General features: G+C 60.2%; 9 protein-coding genes. 6 read left to right on the top strand and 3 right to left on the bottom strand.

The annotated features are described in order from the left end of the window. Window positions 1–41: 41 nt before the first annotated feature. The gene (locus tag EYD00_RS11780; protein WP_004444014.1) at window positions 42–1487 is read right to left on the bottom strand and encodes an FAD-binding oxidoreductase; all 1446 of its coding nucleotides are present in this window, start codon (window positions 1485–1487) and stop codon (window positions 42–44) included. Between the two features lie 200 nt (window positions 1488–1687). Here EYD00_RS11780 and denD point away from each other — a divergent pair, with 200 nt between their 5' ends. The 4 genes from denD to EYD00_RS11760 all read left to right on the top strand — a co-directional run bounded on the left by denD (window position 1688) and on the right by EYD00_RS11760 (window position 6452). Beyond that, window positions 1688–2674 (top strand): D-erythronate dehydrogenase, encoded by a 987-nt coding sequence (gene denD / locus EYD00_RS11775; protein WP_004444012.1) that lies wholly within the window; start codon window positions 1688–1690, stop codon window positions 2672–2674. After that, a complete protein-coding gene (locus tag EYD00_RS11770) occupies window positions 2671–3573 on the top strand; it encodes an NAD(P)-dependent oxidoreductase (protein ID WP_004444009.1) in 903 nt (300 codons plus the stop codon). The genes denD and EYD00_RS11770 overlap by 4 nt, the downstream gene beginning before the upstream one ends. A 9-nt stretch (window positions 3574–3582) precedes the next feature. Beyond that, the gene (locus tag EYD00_RS11765) at window positions 3583–5367 is read left to right on the top strand and encodes an IlvD/Edd family dehydratase (protein WP_004444006.1); all 1785 of its coding nucleotides are present in this window, start codon (window positions 3583–3585) and stop codon (window positions 5365–5367) included. Between the two features lie 110 nt (window positions 5368–5477). After that, window positions 5478–6452 carry a threonine ammonia-lyase gene (locus EYD00_RS11760; RefSeq protein ID WP_004444004.1) on the top strand — a complete coding sequence of 325 codons (975 nt, stop codon included), beginning with the start codon at window positions 5478–5480 and terminating at the stop codon, window positions 6450–6452. 11 nt (window positions 6453–6463) lie between these two features. Here the strand turns inward: EYD00_RS11760 and EYD00_RS11755 are convergent, their stop codons facing one another. Further along, complete coding sequence (locus EYD00_RS11755) at window positions 6464–7567, bottom strand: NAD(P)/FAD-dependent oxidoreductase (RefSeq protein WP_004444001.1); 1104 nt, start codon at window positions 7565–7567, stop codon at window positions 6464–6466. Window positions 7568–7794: 227 nt separating this feature from the next. Between EYD00_RS11755 and EYD00_RS11750 the strand changes: the two genes are divergently transcribed. Further along, complete coding sequence (locus tag EYD00_RS11750) at window positions 7795–7938, top strand: hypothetical protein (protein ID WP_004443999.1); 144 nt, start codon at window positions 7795–7797, stop codon at window positions 7936–7938. A 76-nt stretch (window positions 7939–8014) separates the two neighbouring features. On the opposite strand, the gene EYD00_RS11745 is transcribed toward EYD00_RS11750, so the two are convergent. Further along, complete coding sequence (locus tag EYD00_RS11745) at window positions 8015–9193, bottom strand: M20 aminoacylase family protein (protein WP_004443996.1); 1179 nt, start codon at window positions 9191–9193, stop codon at window positions 8015–8017. Between the two features lie 564 nt (window positions 9194–9757). On the opposite strand from EYD00_RS11745, the gene EYD00_RS11740 reads away from it, so the two are divergent. Further along, complete coding sequence (locus tag EYD00_RS11740; protein WP_034500048.1) at window positions 9758–18253, top strand: glycoside hydrolase family 94 protein; 8496 nt, start codon at window positions 9758–9760, stop codon at window positions 18251–18253. Window positions 18254–18319: the final 66 nt, after the last annotated feature.

Below are 18319 nucleotides of genomic sequence, written 5' to 3'. Positions count from 1 at the left end.
TTTTAAGGCGGCGTTTTTCAGCCGCCTCTGCCGTACCTTGATTAGCTATCCGGTTGCAGGGTTATCTGGCAACCGGGATTCATCCGCAAATCAGGGTCGAAGGTGTTTTTCAGGCCAGTGATCATCCGCCGCTGCACGTCAGATAGCCGGCTTTCGAAATCCGAGCGTTTCAACCGGCCGATGCCGTGCTCGGCGCTGATGCTGCCGACGTAACGGTCGAGGACGTCATTGACGAGCGTTTTGGACTTGTAGATGAATGCTTCGCGCTCTTCCGGCGTCGAGCCGTTCGGCGGCAGTACGTTGAGGTGAACGTTTCCGTCTCCCACATGGCCGTAGGAAACAGCGAGGCACTCCGGCAGTTTTTCCGCCAGTTCCGCTTCAGCTTCGGCCACGAAAGCCGCGAGTTTTGACAGCGGTACGGAAATATCGGTGCGCATATGGCTGCCGCGCAGCGCCTGGCCTTCGTTCATGCCTTCGCGGAATAGCCAAAGAGATTGCGCCTGCGCCCGTGACGATGCGATGACGCCATCCAGCACCAGCCCGTCTTCCATGACGCCTTCGAGGAAGCGGCCCATCAGGTCTGCCGTGTCGACCAGGCCGGAGCCTGAAATTTCCATCAGCACATAGGCCGGGTAGTCACCGGCGATCGGCATTTTAAGGTCGGGGATTGCCTCGATCGCCAGCGTGAAGGCGACCGGCGGCATAAATTCGAAGGCAGACATCAGGTCGCAGCATTCGCGACGGGCGCGACGGTAAAGCTTGATGGCATCGTCAAGCGAATTGAGGCCGAGCAGCGCCGTTTCGACATGTTCCGGATTAGGGTAGAGCTTGACGGCAACGGCGGTGATAATGCCGAGCGTTCCTTCCGCACCGATGAAAAGCTGCTTCAGGTCGATGCCGCGATTATCCTTGCGCAGCGTCGACAGCCCATTCCAGATAGTGCCATCCGGTAGCACCACTTCGAGACCCAGGACCAGTTCGCGCGTCATCCCGTACCGCAGCACATTGATGCCGCCGGCATTTGTGGAGACATTACCGCCTATACGGCAGCTACCCTGGGCCCCAAGTGATAGCGGGAAGAACATACCCTTGTCCTGCACCGCGTCCTTGAATTCCGAGAGAATGCAGCCCGCTTCCACGACGGCGGAAAAATCATCGCTGTCTATGGTGCGGATGGCGTTCATGCGCTCGAGGCTAAGAACGACCTGGCGTTTAGGCGCATCGGGAATGCCGCCGAGTACAAGACCGGTATTACCGCCCTGAGGGATGATGGCGAGTCCGAGTTCGGCGCAGGCGCGCACCGTATCAGATACTTCCTCCGTCGACCGGGGACGGATCACGGCTACAGCCGAACTGGTGACGTCGCCATGCCAGTCCCGGCAATAACGCAGCATGTCCTCCGGCGACGTGAGCACCAAAGCCTCGCCCAACCTGTTCTTCAGCGAGAATCGCAATTCCCCGATATCGTGTTCGCTGACGATCGTCATTCCACCCTCTCCGCTCAATCCGCCCTGAAATGTCCGGGCAAGGCTTCTTCGCCCTTGCTTTTGCCGGTTTGTGAAAAAATACTATTTTCAACTCGATCATATAAGGTTATCAGACAACCTTACAAGCTAATTTATCGGTCGGTTGGCTGATGATGTTTTTTCGGTCTCGGGAGAACGACCGGGACAAAGAGGAGGAAGACATGCATATCGCAATTATTGGCGCCGCTGGCATGGTGGGCCGCAAGCTGACGCAGCGTCTCGTCAAGGAAGGGTCACTGGGTGGCAAGGCGGTGGAGAAATTCACGCTTATCGACGTGTTCCAGCCCGAAGCGCCCGCCGGTTTTTCCGGTGCCGTCGATGCGCGCGCGGCCGATCTTTCCGCACCTGGCGAAGCCGAAAAGCTGGTCGAAGCCCGTCCGGATGTCATCTTCCACCTTGCCGCCATCGTCTCCGGCGAAGCCGAACTCGATTTCGACAAGGGCTACCGCATCAATCTCGACGGCACGCGTTATCTCTTCGATGCCATCCGCCTTGCCAACGGCAAGGATGGCTACAAGCCGCGCGTGGTCTTCACCTCCTCGATCGCCGTCTTCGGTGCGCCGCTTCCCTATCCGATCCCGGACGAATTCCACACCACGCCGCTGACCAGCTACGGTACGCAGAAGGCTATCTGCGAATTGCTCCTGTCCGACTACAGCCGCCGCGGTTTCTTTGACGGCATCGGCATTCGCCTTCCCACCATCTGCATTCGTCCCGGCAAGCCGAATGCGGCTGCCTCCGGCTTCTTCTCCAATATCCTGCGTGAGCCGCTGGTTGGCCAGGAGGCGGTTCTGCCGGTGCCGGAAAGCATTCGCCACTGGCACGCCTCGCCGCGTTCCGCCGTCGGTTTCCTTATTCATGGCGCCACGATCGACGTCGAAAAGGTCGGCCCGCGCCGCAACCTGTCGATGCCGGGCCTCAGCGCCACCGTCGGCGAACAGATTGAGGCACTGCGCAAGGTGGCGGGGGAAAAGGCCGTCGCCCTCATCCGTCGCGAGCCGAACGAGATGATCATGCGCATGTGCGAAGGCTGGGCACCCGGTTTCGAAGCCAAGCGTGCCCGCGAACTGGGCTTTACGGCGGAAAGCTCCTTCGAAGAGATTATTCAGGTTCATATTGAGGACGAACTGGGAGGTTCACTGAAATGAGTGGCGGCGGGGAGGAGAAGAAGCGCTCGGTCGCCTTTATCGGCACCGGCCTGATGGGAGGGCCGATGGCCCGGCGCCTGCTGGGTGCGGGCTTTTCGGTCACGGTCTGGAACCGCAGTGTCGATAAGGCCGAGGCTCTTGTTGCCGATGGCGCGGTCGTCGCGGCATCGCCGGCAGATGCAGCCAAGGGCGCCGATATTGTCATCACCATGCTGAGTGACGGCAAGGCCGTGGGCGAGGTGCTGTTCGAGGCCGGTGTGGCCGAAGCGCTGAAAAAGGGGGCTGTCGTCATCGACAGCAGCTCGATTGCGCCGCCGATCGCGCGTGAACACTCCTCCCGGCTTCAGGCGCTTGGCATCCATCACGTCGATGCACCGGTTTCGGGCGGTGTGCCGGGCGCGACGGCCGGTACGCTCGCCATCATGGCCGGTGGAGACGAGGCGCTGATCGCGGATCTTGCTGATGTCTTTGCACCGATGGGCCGGCTCACCTATGTGGGTCCCTCGGGTGCCGGCCAGCTCTGCAAGCTCGCCAACCAGCAGATCGTCGCCATTACGATCGGCGCGGTTGCCGAAGCGATGATGCTGGTGGAAGCGGGAGGAGCCTCTCGCGAAGGTTTCCGCAATGCCATACGTGGCGGCTTTGCCGAAAGCCGGATACTGGAATTGCATGGCGAACGCATGGTGAAGCGCAATTTCGTGCCGGGTGGTCCATCCAAATTCCAGCTCAAGGATCTGAATGGCGTGTTGGCAACCGCGAAGGACCTGTCGCTTACCCTGCCGCTTACGCAGCAGGTGACGCGGGAATTCGACGACTTCGTCGGTGACGGCGGTGCCGATATCGATCACAGCGGCATCCTGCTTTACCTCGAAAAACTCAACAACCGCGAACAGGGCTGAGGCAGGCTTATGAGCGACGAGAAGACACCCATGCGCCGGCTGCGATCGCAGGACTGGTTCGACAATCCTGATCATCTCGACATGACGGCGCTCTATCTGGAGCGCTTCATGAATTATGGCGTAACGCCGGAAGAACTGCGTTCCGGCAAGCCGGTGATCGGCATCGCCCAGAGCGGCAGCGATCTTACGCCCTGCAACCGCGTCCATGTGGAGTTGGTGAAGCGTGTGCGCGACGGCATCCGTGATGCGGGCGGTATTCCTATCGAATTCCCGACCCATCCGATGTTCGAAAACTGCAAGCGCCCGACGGCAGCGCTCGACCGCAATCTTGCCTATCTCAGCCTCGTGGAAGTGCTTTACGGTTATCCGCTCGACGGTGTCGTGTTAACGACGGGCTGCGACAAGACCACGCCCTCGGCATTGATGGCGGCAAGCACGGTCGATATCCCGGCCATCGTGCTCTCCGGCGGACCGATGCTCGACGGTTATCATGAGGGCGATCTGGTCGGTTCCGGCACTGTGATCTGGCGCATGCGCCGCAAGTATGGCGCTGGCGAAATCACCCGGGAGGAGTTTCTGCAGGCGGCGCTGGAATCCGCGCCATCGGTCGGGCATTGCAACACCATGGGCACGGCGTCGACCATGAACGCCATCGCGGAAGCGCTTGGCATGTCGCTTACCGGCTGCGGCGCAATCCCCGCCGCTTACCGTGAACGCGGCCAGATGGCCTATCGCACCGGCCGCCGCGCCGTTGAACTGGTTGTTGAGAATATCAAGCCCTCGGACATCATGACGCGCGAAGCCTTCCTGAACGCGATCCGCGTTAACTCGGCAATCGGTGGCTCCACCAATGCTCAACCGCATCTCGCGGCGATGGCGAAACATGCGGGCGTTGAACTCCGTGAAGAGGACTGGCAGGTTCACGGTTACGATATTCCGCTGTTGGCCAACATACAGCCGGCCGGCAAATGGCTCGGTGAGAAATATCACCGAGCCGGCGGCACGCCTGCCATCATGTGGGAGCTTCTGCAGGCGGGCAAGCTCGATGGAAGCTGTCGGACCGTGACCGGTAGAACTGTGGCGGAAAATCTGGAAGGTCGGGAATCGACCGACCGAGATGTGATCCTTCCTTACGACAAGCCGCTGAAGGAACGGGCAGGTTTCCTGGTTCTCAAGGGCAATCTGTTTGATTTCGCCATCATGAAGACGAGCGTGATCTCGGCGGAGTTCCGGCAGCGTTATCTCAATGAGCCGGGCCACGAGGGAATTTTCGAGGGCAGATGCGTGGTTTTTGACGGTTCGGAAGACTATCACGCCCGCATCAATGATCCGTCCCTTAATATTGATGAGCGTACCATTCTCGTCATTCGTGGTGCGGGGCCGCTTGGCTGGCCGGGTTCGGCCGAGGTCGTCAACATGCAGCCGCCGGACGCGCTTTTGAAAAAAGGAATCACCAGCCTGCCGACGATCGGTGACGGCCGGCAATCGGGAACGGCGGACAGCCCGTCCATTCTCAACGCCTCGCCCGAAAGTGCGGCCGGCGGTGGCCTGGCGTGGCTTCGCACGGGCGATGTGATCCGCATCGACTTCAACAAGGGCGAGTGTAACGTGCTGGTGCCGGATGAGGAGCTTGCAGCCCGCAAGGCAGACGGCATTCCGGCTGTTCCCGCGGATGCGACGCCCTGGCAGCGCATTTATCGTCAGTCGGTAACGCAGCTTTCGGACGGCGCGGTTCTCGAAGGCGCCGCGGATTTCCGCCGCATTGCCGAGAAGATGCCCCGGCACAATCATTGATCACACGACCAGAATCCCCGGCCACGTCCGGGGATTTTTCTTTTCAGGCGGTTTCGTAAATGCGTGCGACCTCATAAGGTGCCTGCACATCCGCATTATAGGGGCAGGACATGACCGATATTTCGATGATAGAAGCCGCGCGGGAGCGCATCGGCACTCAAGCGGTTCGCACGCCGCTTCTCTCATCACCTTTTCTGGACGAGATTGCCGGGCGAAAGCTCTTCGTAAAAGCTGAATGCCTGCAAAGAACGGGTTCCTTCAAGTTTCGTGGCGGCTGGTCGGCCGTCTCAGGCCTGCCTGCGGAGGTCCGCGCCAAAGGCGTCATCGCCTTTTCCTCCGGTAACCATGCGCAGGGCGTGGCGCTTGCCGCCAGCCTCCACGGCGTTCCCGCCGTCATCATCATGCCGATGGATGCACCGAAGATCAAAATCGACAATACCCGTGCTTATGGCGCGGAGGTGGTGCTTTATGACCGCGCGAATGAGGATCGCGATGCCATTGGGGACCGCATTTCGCGCGAGCGCGGGTTGACGCTGATCAGGCCTTATGACGAACCGCTGGTCATTGCCGGGCAGGGGACGGTGGGGCTGGAGATTGCTGAACAGGGCGCGGAACTGGGTATCGATTCAGCCGAGATCCTGGTGCCGTGCGGCGGCGGTGGCCTTACATCCGGCATATCCCTTGCGCTTGCAGCGAAAGCACCGAACTATAAGGTCAGGACTTCGGAACCGGAGCGGTTCGATGATGTGGCACGCTCTCTTGCCTCGGGCAAGATCGAGCGGAACGCCACGACCTCGGGTTCGATCTGCGATGCGATCGTTACGCCGCAGCCCGGTAACATCACCTTCCCGATCATGGTTGGGCTTTGCGGGAAAGGCATCGCCGTGACCGAAGAGGAAGCGCTGCGGGCAATGGTTCTCGCCTTCAACCGGCTGAAGATCGTCGTTGAGCCCGGTGGGGCGGTGGCCCTGGCGGCGGCCCTCTTCCATGGCGATGAACTGGAGAGTGAAACGGTGATCGCAGTCGCTTCCGGCGGCAATGTCGATCCGGAGGTCATGACGGGTGCGCTGTCCCGTTTCGGCTGAGCGGGTTGGGATCAAGCCCCAAGCCGCGCCGCGACCTCGTTGGCGATGGCCAGCGAGGCAGTAAGGCCGGGGCTTTCGATGCCGAAGAGATTGACGAGACCGTTGACGCCATGCGTTTCCGGCCCGTCAATGCGGAAATCCATAGCGGGTTCGTCCGGACCTGAAATCTTCGGCCGGATTCCAGAATAGGCCGGGATCAGCGCATGGTCGGGAAGGCGCGGCCAATAACGCCGTATCGCATCATCAAAACCTTCCATGCGTTGGGGATCGACGGCGTAATCGATGGCGTCCACCCACTCCACATCCGGGCCGAAACGAGCCTGGCCAGCAAGATCGAGGGTGAGATGTACGCCAAGGCCATGAGTATGAGGTGCCGGATAGATGAGCCTTGAAAAGGGTGACTTGCCGGCCAGCGAAAAATAGCTGCCCTTGGCGAAACGCGCCTGCGGGATACCATCCTCCGGCAATCCCTCTATCTTTCTTGCCACCATCGGCGCAACAAGTCCGGCGGAATTGATGAGCAGCCGGCACGTCAGGCTGGTGGGCTCCGCGCCGCCGACGTGGATCCGAAAACCATCGCCCGCCACTTCCGCCCTTTCGAAGGGGGCGTTGACGGCCATGGCTGCGCCGTGATCCTGTGCGTCTCCGAACAGCGCCAGCATGTATCCGTGACTGTCGATGATACCGGTCGAAGGTGAGGTAAGGGCTGCAACGCAGGTGAGCGCGGGTTCGAGTAAAACCGCCTGTCGTTCATCAATCAGCTCAAGATCGTTACATCCGTTGGCCTTGCCCTTCTCCTGGAGAGTGGCGAGCATGGCCGTCTCTTCATGGCTCGTGGCGACGATAAGTTTGCCGCAGCGGCGATGAGCAACGCCGTGGCTCTGGCAGAAAGCATAAAGACGCTCCTTGCCCTCCACGCAAAGTCGGGCCTTGAGGCTTCCAGGCGGGTAATAAAGGCCTGCGTGGATGACTTCGCTGTTGCGGGAGGAAGTGACCGAGCCAAATTCCTTTTCGCTTTCCAGGATGACGACGGAGTGGCCGCGCATAGCGAGTTCTCGCGCTGTCGCCAGGCCGATCACACCGGCTCCAATGATGATGGCGTCGATATCTGTCATGGTATTTTCCGTGTCCGCATTGCCTTCAGACGGAAAGCGCCCCGTCGCGCTGATGCCGCGCAATGGGTAGATTGATGCTTGCCGTCCGGCAAGTTGCAATCCGTATTTTTCCCGATGCACCTATCTTATGGAATATTATCTCTACTGAAACAGTGGGGAATAAAGCTATTCTACCAGTGAAATAAGCAATGCCCGCTTTGAAGGGCCGAGCAGGAAGGGAGTGTACAATGTCTTATTCCAAGGCAGGAAAAGTAAAAGACTTTGTTTCGCAGCCCCAGTCGCCGCGCAACTGGAAAGATTCGGTTCATGCGGCTCTCGTCGGCGTCTGCATGGCCTTTGTCGCTGCCGTCATATTCGGTCTCGTTCCCTGATCCTCCCGATCTTCTGATCAGGTAATTTGAGAACAAAAGGCCGGTCGCTCCTCCGACCGGCCTTTTTCATTCCCATTCACGACTTCAGGTAATCTTCCGCAAGATCGACCCAGAAAGCGGTTCCGATTGGCAGGATTTCGTCGTTGAAATCAAATTTTGGATGGTGCAACGGCGGGTCGTTGTCGGTTCGTGCGGTGCCGAGGAAGAAATAACAGCCCGGCCGTTTCTCCAGCATGTAGGCAAAGTCTTCCGCGCCCATCGATGGGCGCTGCATTTCTGCGACCTTTTCAGGCCCGGCAAAACGGCGGGCGAGATCGGCGACATAATCCGTTTCCGCCCTGTGGTTGACGGTTGCATTATAACCGCGCTCGTAATCGATTGTCACGCTCATGCCGTAGCTGGCCGCCTGGCCTTCGGCTATCGCCCGAATGCGCTTTTCCAGCTCATCGCGCACGCCCGGATCGAAGGAACGGATGGTCAGTAGCATTTCCGCCGTTTCGGGAATGACGTTGCTGGCAGCACCGGCATGGAAGGCGCCAACGGTGACGACCGCCGACAGCTGCGGATGGATGTTGCGTGAAACCACCGTTTGCAGCGCCATGATGATGCTTGCCCCGGCAACGATAGGGTCAGCGGCATCCTGCGGTTCGGCACCGTGGCCGCCATAACCGTTGACGGTGATCTTGCACTCGTCGACCGCGGCAAGGATCGGTCCGTCGCGCAGCACGAAGTGCCCGAAGGGCAGCCCAGGGTCGTTGTGGAGTGCAAAAACCGCATCGCAGGGAAAGCGGTCGAACAGGCCGTCCTCGATCATGATGCGGGCGCCGCCGAAATTTTCCTCCGCCGGCTGGAAGATCAGATGCAGTGTTCCGTTAAAATTCCTGCGTTCGGCTATGATCTTCGCTGCGCCGAGAAGCATGGCAGTATGGCCATCATGGCCGCAGGCATGCATCACGCCCTGATTGGCGCTCGCATACTCCGCCCCCGTTTCTTCGTGGATCGGCAGGGCGTCGATATCGGCTCGAATGCCAAGCGTGCGCGTGCTGTCACCATTGCGCAGCGTGGCGACAACGCCAGTGCCGGCGAGCCCGCGCGTTACCTCGTACCCCATCGCCAGCAATTGTTCGGCAATGAAATCCGAGGTCTTGAACTCGGAGAGGCCTATTTCAGGGTGACGGTGCAAGTGGCGGCGGATTGCCACCACATCCGGCATATGATTGGCAAAAGACGTCATGGTGGCGGTCTGTCTGGTCATTTTCGAAGTCCCGGGTTTCGCCGTTTATTACGGCGCTTTTTCAAAATGACATAGCAGCATATGCATGGGCATGTAAGGGGCGCCGCAGGCACTCAGACGGCCTGAAATTCAGCGCTTGCATCGGGTCGCGACAGGTGGCATGGAACTATTGATGTCCTGGGGCATTAGCGTCTTTCGGATGTAGCGCGAACCGTTCCGGTTTCGTGTTGCCCTTCAGGTTATCAACGGGGGACCATCGGGCGTTGCGCGCACAAATTTCGCCGTCGGGGAGGGTGCGAAATCCGGTCGGAACGGCGTTGCCGGGCCGCAGGATGAGATCTTTCTGTCACCGGAAGCTCCCTGCACGCGCTGATCTCAAGCCCCGCAAACAGATTGCAGACATTGTGCAGCAGTATGCGGCGCCTTCCTGCCGGACGGTCCTCTCATCCAGGCGTCCGGTCCGGTTCACCGAAGGTTCAGGATAAGTCATAAATATAGCGTGGCCGATTTTCGTGTGTGTTCCCGCCACGGACGAAATGCCGGTCAAGTCGAACAAGTCTCCATAAAGTTCAGAATACGAGCCCGATGTCATTTCATATCACCCCGACCGCCGCCGCCCGTGATTCCGAGACGAAGCAGATCGATCATAATGATTCGATCCGCGCGTCCTATATGACGGTCGAGGAACTGCATGATGCGGGCGCCGCGCTTTCCCGCGATGGCACCGACAGCCTTCCCGGCTTCATGGAGTTCGATTTCTTCGAGCGTCATCGCGAGAATGAAAAGGAAATCCTCAGGGTCTATCGCACAACGGCGGTCGACGCGGAAAATGGCGCGACGATAACGCCAGCGGCGGAATGGCTTCTCGACAACCACTACGTCATCGAAGAGGCGATCCAGGAAGTCCGCCGTGATTTTCCGCGCAAGTTCTATCGCCAGCTGCCGACAATGACGGTGGGCGGCGTGACGATCCCGCGAGTCATGGCGCTCGGCTGGCTTTATGTCGCCCACACCCACAGCACGGTATCGCGCGAAAACATGACGGCGCTGGTGGATGGCTACCAGACCTCGAAGACGCTGCAGATCGGTGAATTGTGGGCGCTGCCATCGATCATCCGTTTTGTCCTCATCGAAAATCTTCGCCGCATCTCCATCCGTGTGGAGCGTTCGCGCCGCATGCGCCAGAAGGCGAATGAGGTGGTCGACGAGATCATCCGTCTGAACGATGCGGAAGCGTCGGCAGCACTTCTCAAGCAGGTCGATTCGCTGGTCGATGACCCGACTTTCGCGACGCAGTTCCTTTATCGCCTCCGAAACGGCTCGCAGACATCGGGTTTTGCCGTCGCATGGCTTGAAGAGCGTCTGCATGCCGCCGGCACCGACGCCGAAAACGTCATGATGTCGGAGCATAATCGCCTTGCCTCCGGCAACGTGACGATGGGCAACATCGTCAAGAGCCTGCGCGAGATCGATGATACCGAATGGTCGGTGTGGTTCGAGGAAGTCAGCCATATCGACAAGGTTCTGCGCGAAGAAACCGATTACGAAACGCTCGATTTCGGCTCGCGGAACACCTACCGCAATACCATCGAACTTCTGGCGCGTCGTTCTCCCAAGACCGAAGTTGAGGTCGCCCGTGCCGCTGTCGAAATGGCGCGTACCGATATGCCCGCAGAGGCGGACGAGACGCATCCCGTCAATGTCGGCTCCGTGCTGGTGGGTCAGCGTCGTTTCGAGCTCGAAAAGGCGCTGGGATACCGGCCCCTGGTATCGCAGCGTATCGTCCGGGCGATGCGGAAGTTCAACTGGCTGGCAATTGCAGCGCCGGTGCTTCTCATCACCGCGGTCGCCATGCTGGCGGTCGGGTGGTTCCTCGCCGAAGCGGGCATGCCCTGGTATGTTGTCACCGCTTTCCTGCTGATGTTCGCTCTGCCCGCCTCGGAGGGCGCGACCGGCCTCTTCAACACCCTTGTCACTTTCTTCGTGAAACCGTTCCGGCTGGTCGGATACGAGTTCAAGAATGGAATTCCCGAGGACGCGCGCACATTGGTCGCCGTGCCCTGCATGCTGACCAGTCGCGACAGCGTTGACGAGATGATGCGCAATATCGAGGTGCATTATCTCGCCAATCCGCATGGTGAGATCTATTTCTCGCTGGTGAGCGACTGGCGCGACGCGCAATACGAGCAGTCCGAGGATGATCTTGAGATACTCGAATATGCCAAGCGCGAGCTGGCAACACTAAACAGCCGCTACGCCTTTGACGGCAAGACACGATTTTACCTTCTGCATCGCCGTCGCATCTACAATCCGGCCGAAGGCTGCTGGATGGGCTGGGAGCGCAAGCGCGGCAAGCTGCATGAGCTGAACATGCTGCTGCGCGGCGACAAGGACACGACGTTCCTCGGCGGCGCGAATATCATTCCGGAAGGTGTGAAATATGTCATGACGCTGGACGCCGATACGCGCCTGATGCGCGATGCGGTGACGAAGCTGGTCGGCAAGATGCACCATCCGATCAACCGCCCCAGGATCGATCCTGAATCCGGTCGGGTGGTTGAAGGTTATGGTCTGCTGCAGCCGCGCGTCACACCTTCCCTGACCACGGGCAAGGATGCTTCGGTTTTCCAGCGTGTCTTTTCCATCAACCGCGGTATCGATCCCTACGTCTTCACGGTTTCCGACGTTTACCAGGACCTGACCTCCGAAGGCACCTTCACCGGTAAGGGTCTTTACGACGTGGATGCTTTCGAGGCGGCGCTGAAGGGCCGTATCGAAGAAAACTCCGTCCTCAGCCACGACCTGCTTGAAGGTTCGTTTGCGCGTTGCGCGCTGGTAACCGATGTGGAACTCGTCGAGGACTTCCCGACGCGCTATGAGGTGGAAGTTTCGCGTCAGCATCGCTGGGCGCGTGGCGACTGGCAGCTGCTTCCCTATATTCTCGACCGCGCCCGTGGCGTCACCGCTATCGGACGGTGGAAGATGGTCGACAATCTGCGTCGCTCACTGACGCCGATCGCCTGGTTCTTCGCCTCGATCCTCGGCTGGTATTTCATGGATCCGCTCGGGGCGCTGATCTGGCAGATCCTGCTGATCTTCTCGCTCTTCGTTGCACCGACGCTTTCGCTGCTTTCCGGCCTTGTGCCGCGTTCGACAGACATCGTGCCGCAGGCGCATTTCCACACCATCTGGTCTGAAATCCGCGCCACCAATGCGCAAGTCGCACTGAGAATCGTCTTCATCGCCGATGCCGCCTGCATGATGACAGATGCGATTGCGCGTTCGCTCTACCGCCTGCTCGTCAGCCACAAGCTGATGCTGGAATGGCGCACCGCCGCCAGTATCCAGTCCAGTGCGCAGGGCAGCATCATCGATTATTATCGTCAGATGTGGCACGCCCCCGTTGTGGCGATGCTCGGCCTTCTGTTTGCGGCGCTGCCGGGCGACAATGCCTTCCTGATCGGCATTCCCTTTACGCTGCTGTGGGTGCTATCGCCCGCCGTTGCCTGGTATGTCAGCCAGTCAGCCGAGACCGAAGACCGGCTGTTCGTTTCCGAGCACGTCTCGTTCGAACTACGCAAGATTGCGCGCCGTACCTGGCGTTATTATGAGACCTTTGTGACACCGCAGGAAAACCACCTGCCGCCGGACAATTTCCAGGAGACGCCGGAGCCGATCGTTGCCTCGCGCACGTCTCCCACCAATATCGGCGTCTATCTGCTCTCCGTCATCTCCGCGCGTCAGTTTGGCTGGATCAGCTTTGCCGACACGCTGGAGCGCATCGAGAACACGATCCAGACCGTCGAGAAGATGGAAAAATATCGTGGCCATCTCTACAACTGGTATCACACCGATACCTTGCAGACGCTTGGACCGCGTTATGTTTCGGCGGTGGACAGCGGTAATCTCGCCGGCCATTTGATTGCGGTTTCTTCCGCCTGCCGCGATTGGGCGGAAGCGCCGTCGGCCCATCTTCAGGGCAACCTCGACGGTATCGGCGACGTGGCCGGCATTCTGCGCGAAACGCTGAAGGCCTTGCCGGACGACCGCAAGAACCTGCGGCCGCTGCATCGCCGTCTCGAAGAGCGTATCATCGGCTTCTCGAACGCGCTGGCATCCGTCAAGCGCGAGCACGAATTCGCCTCCATTCGCGTCATCAACTTGGCGGTGCTTGCGCGTGACATTCAGAAGCTCGCCACCAATGTCGACCACGAGGTGAAGTCCACACAGAGCACCGAAGTGACGCGTTGGGCGCAGTTGCTGGTCGAGTGCTGCGAAGCCCATATTTCCGACAGCGCTATCGACCTTACCAATGTCGAGCCCTTGCGCCAGCGTCTCGCTTCGCTGCGCGACCGCAGCCGCAATCTCGCTTTCTCGATGGATTTCACGTTCCTTTACCGCAAGGATCGCCGCCTTCTGTCCATTGGCTATCGCGTCGAAAGCAAGGAGCTGGATGAGGCCTGCTATGACCTTCTGGCGTCGGAATGCCGTCTGACCAGCCTCTTCGCCATCGCGAAGGGCGATCTGCCGACTGAGCACTGGTACCGCCTTGGCCGTCAGGTCGTGCCGATCGGTGCGCAGGGCGCGCTGGTGTCCTGGTCGGGCTCCATGTTCGAATATCTGATGCCGCCGCTTGTGATGCAGGAGCGTCAGGGGGGTATCCTCAACCAGACCAACAACCTGATCGTCAAGGAACAGATGAATCACGGTCGCCGTCTCGGCACGCCATGGGGCATTTCCGAAGCGGCGTTTAATGCCCGCGATCACAACATGAACTACCAGTACACCAACTTCGGTGTGCCGACGCTGGGCCTCAAGCGTGGCCTTGGCCAGAATGCGGTGATCGCGCCCTATGCATCGATCCTCGCCAGCCAATACGATCCGGATGGTGCACTTGAAAACCTCGACAAGCTGCGCAAGCTTGGCGCACTTGGCCAATACGGTTTCCACGATGCGGTGGATTTCACGCCAACGCGTGTGCCCGATGGCAAGGTCTGCGCGGTGGTCTACAACTATTATGCCCACCACCATGGCATGTCGATTGCGGCCGTCGCCAACGTCGCCTTTGACGGCGTGCTGCGCGAGCTCTTCCATTCCGATCCGGTGATCGAGGCGGCTGAACTGCTGCTGCAGGAAAAGGCGCCGCGCGAAGTGCCGGTCATGAGCGCCAAATACGAGCCGGAGACCCCCGGCAAGGAACAGGCCGACCTGCTGCGGGCGGAAGTGCGTTCCATTGCCGATCCGGCGGTACGCGACCGTGAGGTGGTGTTCCTGTCGAATGGTCACTACTCGACTATGCTTACCTCGACGGGTGCAGGTTATTCGAAATGGAACGGGCAGGCGATTTCCCGCTGGAAGGCCGATCCGACCGAAGACCGCTGGGGCACCTTCATCTTCCTGCGCGACACCACCAACGGGCAATGGTGGAGTGCGACTGCGGAGCCGCGTGTCTTCGAGGGTGAAAAGACCAAGACAGTCTTCACCGACGACAAGGCCGAGTTCCACAAGACCACCGGCGACCTGCAGAGCGTTGTCGAATGCATCGTCGCCACCGAGCACGATGCAGAAGGCCGCCGCGTCACCCTGCTCAATGTCGGTTCCGAGGATCGCTATATCGAAGTGACTTCCTATATGGAGCCGGTCATTGCGTCTGAGGATGACGACAACGCCCATCCGCTCTTCTCGCGCATGTTCGTGCAGACGGAGATCGGCCGGCGTGGCGACGTCATCCGCGCCTGGCGCAACCGTCGCAGCCCGAACGAGCCGGGCACCGTCATTGCGCATCTGGCCGCCGATAATGCCGGCCCGTCGCGCCCGACGGAATTCGAGACGGATCGCGCCAAATTCATCGGTCGTGGCCGTTCGCTGCGCGAAGCGGCGGCTTTCGATGCCGGTGCGACGCTTTCCAGCACTGACGGCTTCACGCTCGACCCCATCCTGTCGCTGCGACGCACCGTGCGCGTGCCGGCAGGCAAGAAGGTGAGCGTGATCTTCTGGACGATTGCCGCGCCGAGCCGCGAGGAAGTCGACAAGGCGATCGACCGTTATCGTCATCCGGACGCCTTCGCGCATGAACTCGTTCATGCCTGGACGCGCACACAGGTGCAGATGCGCCATGTGGGCGTCACCTCACAGCAGGCGGCCGCCTTCCAGCATCTCGGCCGATATCTGACCTATCCCGACATGCATCTGCGGGCGGATTCGGAAACGCTGAAAACAGGACTCGCGTCACAGCGCGCCTTGTGGCCGCTTGCGATTTCCGGCGATTTCCCGATTTTCAGCCTGCGCATCAACGACGATATGGACATGGACATCGCCCGTGAGGCGCTGAGTGCCCATGAATATCTGCGTTCGCGCGGCGTGATCTTCGATCTCGTTATCGTCAACGAACGGGCCGCATCCTACGCGCAGGACATGCAGCATGCGCTGGATCATATTTCCGAAGCACAACGCCGCATCAATCCCGCCGATGGCGGTCGCCCGCACGTCTTCTCCGTGCGCCGTGACCTGATGGATGAAGAGACGTGGAGCGCGCTTCTGGCCGCTTCCCGCGTTGTACTCCATGTGCGCAACGGCAAGATCGTGAACCAGATCAACCGCGCGGTATCGCTGTTTGCGGCCCATCGTGGTCCCGATGGCACAAGCGACGCCGCACAGGCCCGTCTGCCGGTCCCGGCTTTCCCGGTTGCGGAGCCGGTCGAAGACGCGGGCGATCTCGATTTCTGGAACGGATTCGGCGGCTTCGCCAGGAACGGACAGGAATATGTGGTGCGTCTCCATGGTGGGCAGTCCACCCCGCATCCGTGGATCAACGTCATCTCGAACGAGAATTTCGGCTTCCATATTTCGGCCGAAGGCGCAGGTTTCAGCTGGAGCCGCAATTCGCGCGATTATCAATTGACACCGTGGAGCAATGACCCTGTCATCAACCGGCCGGGCGAGGCCTTCTATGTCGCCGATGTGGACACAGGAAAGCTCTATACGCCGTGTGCCGCGTTGTCGCGTGATCCAGAAGCCATGTTCGAAACCCGTCACGGCCTGGGTTACTCCATCCTGACCGGCGTTGCCGACACACTTGAAGTCGAGGTGACACAGACCGTCGATCGTGAAAAGCCGGTCAAGTTCTCGCAGGTCATCGTTCGCAACAAAGGCTCTAAAAGCCGCCGGCTGAAGGTTTATGCCTATGTCGAATGGGTGCTGGGCAATAACGGACAGAAATCAGCGCCGTTCATTCTGAGCAGACATGATGCGGGCAACAACGCAATCTTCGCGTCGAACCCCTACAGCATCGACTACAGCGCACGCACGGCGTTCCTGACGCTTGATACGGAGGCGAGCGGTTTCACTACCAGTCGTCGGGAATTCGTTGGCCGCTTTGGTTCGGCACAGGCCCCGCAGGCGATCGTGTCGGGTAACGCACTCAGCGGCAGCACCGAGGTTGACGGCGATCCCTGTGCGGCGCTGATGCAGGAAATCCACCTTAAGCCCGGCGAAGAACGGCACATGACCTTCATTCTGGGCGATGCCGATAATGCGGAAGAGGCCGAGGCGCTGGTGAAGGATGTCCGCCGTGTGGATTTCCAGTCCGTGCTGGAGGAAAGCAAGGCGTTCTGGACCGGTTTTACCGGCCAGTTACAGGTGTCCACGCCGGATGCCGGCTTCAACCACATGGTCAACAATTGGCTGCCCTACCAGGCGCTGGCGTGCCGCATTCTGGCGCGCACGGCCTTCTATCAGTCGAGCGGCGCCTTCGGCTTCCGTGACCAGCTTCAGGATACTCTGGCGTTCCTGCTCTACCAGCCGGATCTCGCTCGCAAGCAGATCCTGCGCGCAGCCGGCCGGCAATTCCCGGAAGGCGACGTTCAGCACTGGTGGTTGCCGCTGACAGGCGCCGGTGTCCGCACCACTATCTCGGACGACGTGGTATGGCTTGCTTATGCGATCAACCAGTATGTTTCGGCGACCGGCGATATCACCATTCTGGATGAGAGCATTCCCTTCCTGAAGGGGCCGGCGCTGATGCCCGGCCAGCACGACGCTTTCTTCCAGCCGGAAACCAGCGACAAATCCGCGACGCTCTACGAACACGCGGCGCTGGCGCTCGATCTTGCCATTCATCGCACCGGGGAGAACGGCCTGCCGCTGATCCTCGGCGGTGACTGGAACGACGGCATGAACCGCGTCGGCGTTGGCGGCAAGGGTACCAGTGTCTGGCTCGGCTGGTTCCTTTCCGGCGCCTTGCGCGATTTCATTGAAATTGCGGAAAAGCGCGGTGATACGGATCGGGCCGGCAGATGGGCCTCGCACCGCGAAAAACTGCGCAATGCGCTCGAAACCGCGGGGTGGGATGGCAGCTATTATCGTCGCGGCTATTTCGACGACGGCACGCCGCTGGGTTCCGCCGGAAGCGAGGAATGCCGGATCGATTCGCTCGGCCAAAGCTGGAGCGTTCTCTCCGGCGAAGGCGAAGAGACCCGGTCGCGGCAGGCAATGGATGCGGTCATGGAGCATCTGGTGGATGAAAAGACCGGCATCATCCGGCTATTCACGCCGCCATTCTCGCGCGCGCCGCACGATCCGGGCTACATCAAGGGATATCCGCCAGGTGTGCGCGAAAATGGCGGACAATATACCCACGCGGCGACCTGGGTGGTTCTGGCGCTTGCCAAGCAGGGCAGGGCGCAGGAGGCCTGGAACTGCTTCAAGCTGCTCAACCCGGTCAACCACGCGCTCGATGCGGCAGCGTCGGAAACCTATCGGGTCGAACCCTATGTGGTGACCGCGGATGTATACGGTGAAGGCGCTTATGCGGGCCGTGGCGGCTGGAGCTGGTACACCGGCTCGGCCGGCTGGCTCTACCGTGCGGCTGTCGAGGGTATTCTCGGCATCACCCGCACTGACGGCAGGCTGCATATTTCACCGTCGCTGCCGGAGGACTGGAGCGGTTTCTCGGTGAAGATCACGCTCGACGGCAAGGCTAGAGACATTGCCGTCAGCCGCAAGCCTGGTACGGCGGAGATTTCGGTGTCTGTCGATGGCAAGGACTTGGCGGCCGGCGAGAGGGTGATCCCCTTCGACTGAGACGGGCGGGCCTTCGGTTTGCTTTTTAAGTCGGGCTCCTGCGGTGACGCAGGGGCCCGAATTTTG

Source organism: Agrobacterium sp. 33MFTa1.1 (genome assembly GCF_004328495.1).
GTDB lineage: Bacteria > Pseudomonadota > Alphaproteobacteria > Rhizobiales > Rhizobiaceae > Agrobacterium > Agrobacterium pusense.
Note: the sequence above shows the minus strand (reverse complement) of the source record. Positions and strands in the feature narration are given on the sequence as shown.

Bases quoted from the DNA above. Each gene is read 5' to 3' on its own strand.
- EYD00_RS11780 (WP_004444014.1), bottom strand. From the start codon at position 1,487: ATGACGATCGTCAGCGAACACGATATCGGGGAATTGCGATTCTCGCTG.
- denD (WP_004444012.1), top strand. From the start codon at position 1,688: ATGCATATCGCAATTATTGGCGCCGCTGGCATGGTGGGCCGCAAGCTG.
- EYD00_RS11770 (WP_004444009.1), top strand. From the start codon at position 2,671: ATGAGTGGCGGCGGGGAGGAGAAGAAGCGCTCGGTCGCCTTTATCGGC.
- EYD00_RS11765 (WP_004444006.1), top strand. From the start codon at position 3,583: ATGAGCGACGAGAAGACACCCATGCGCCGGCTGCGATCGCAGGACTGG.
- EYD00_RS11760 (WP_004444004.1), top strand. From the start codon at position 5,478: ATGACCGATATTTCGATGATAGAAGCCGCGCGGGAGCGCATCGGCACT.
- EYD00_RS11755 (WP_004444001.1), bottom strand. From the start codon at position 7,567: ATGACAGATATCGACGCCATCATCATTGGAGCCGGTGTGATCGGCCTG.
- EYD00_RS11750 (WP_004443999.1), top strand. From the start codon at position 7,795: ATGTCTTATTCCAAGGCAGGAAAAGTAAAAGACTTTGTTTCGCAGCCC.
- EYD00_RS11745 (WP_004443996.1), bottom strand. From the start codon at position 9,193: ATGACCAGACAGACCGCCACCATGACGTCTTTTGCCAATCATATGCCG.
- EYD00_RS11740 (WP_034500048.1), top strand. From the start codon at position 9,758: ATGTCATTTCATATCACCCCGACCGCCGCCGCCCGTGATTCCGAGACG.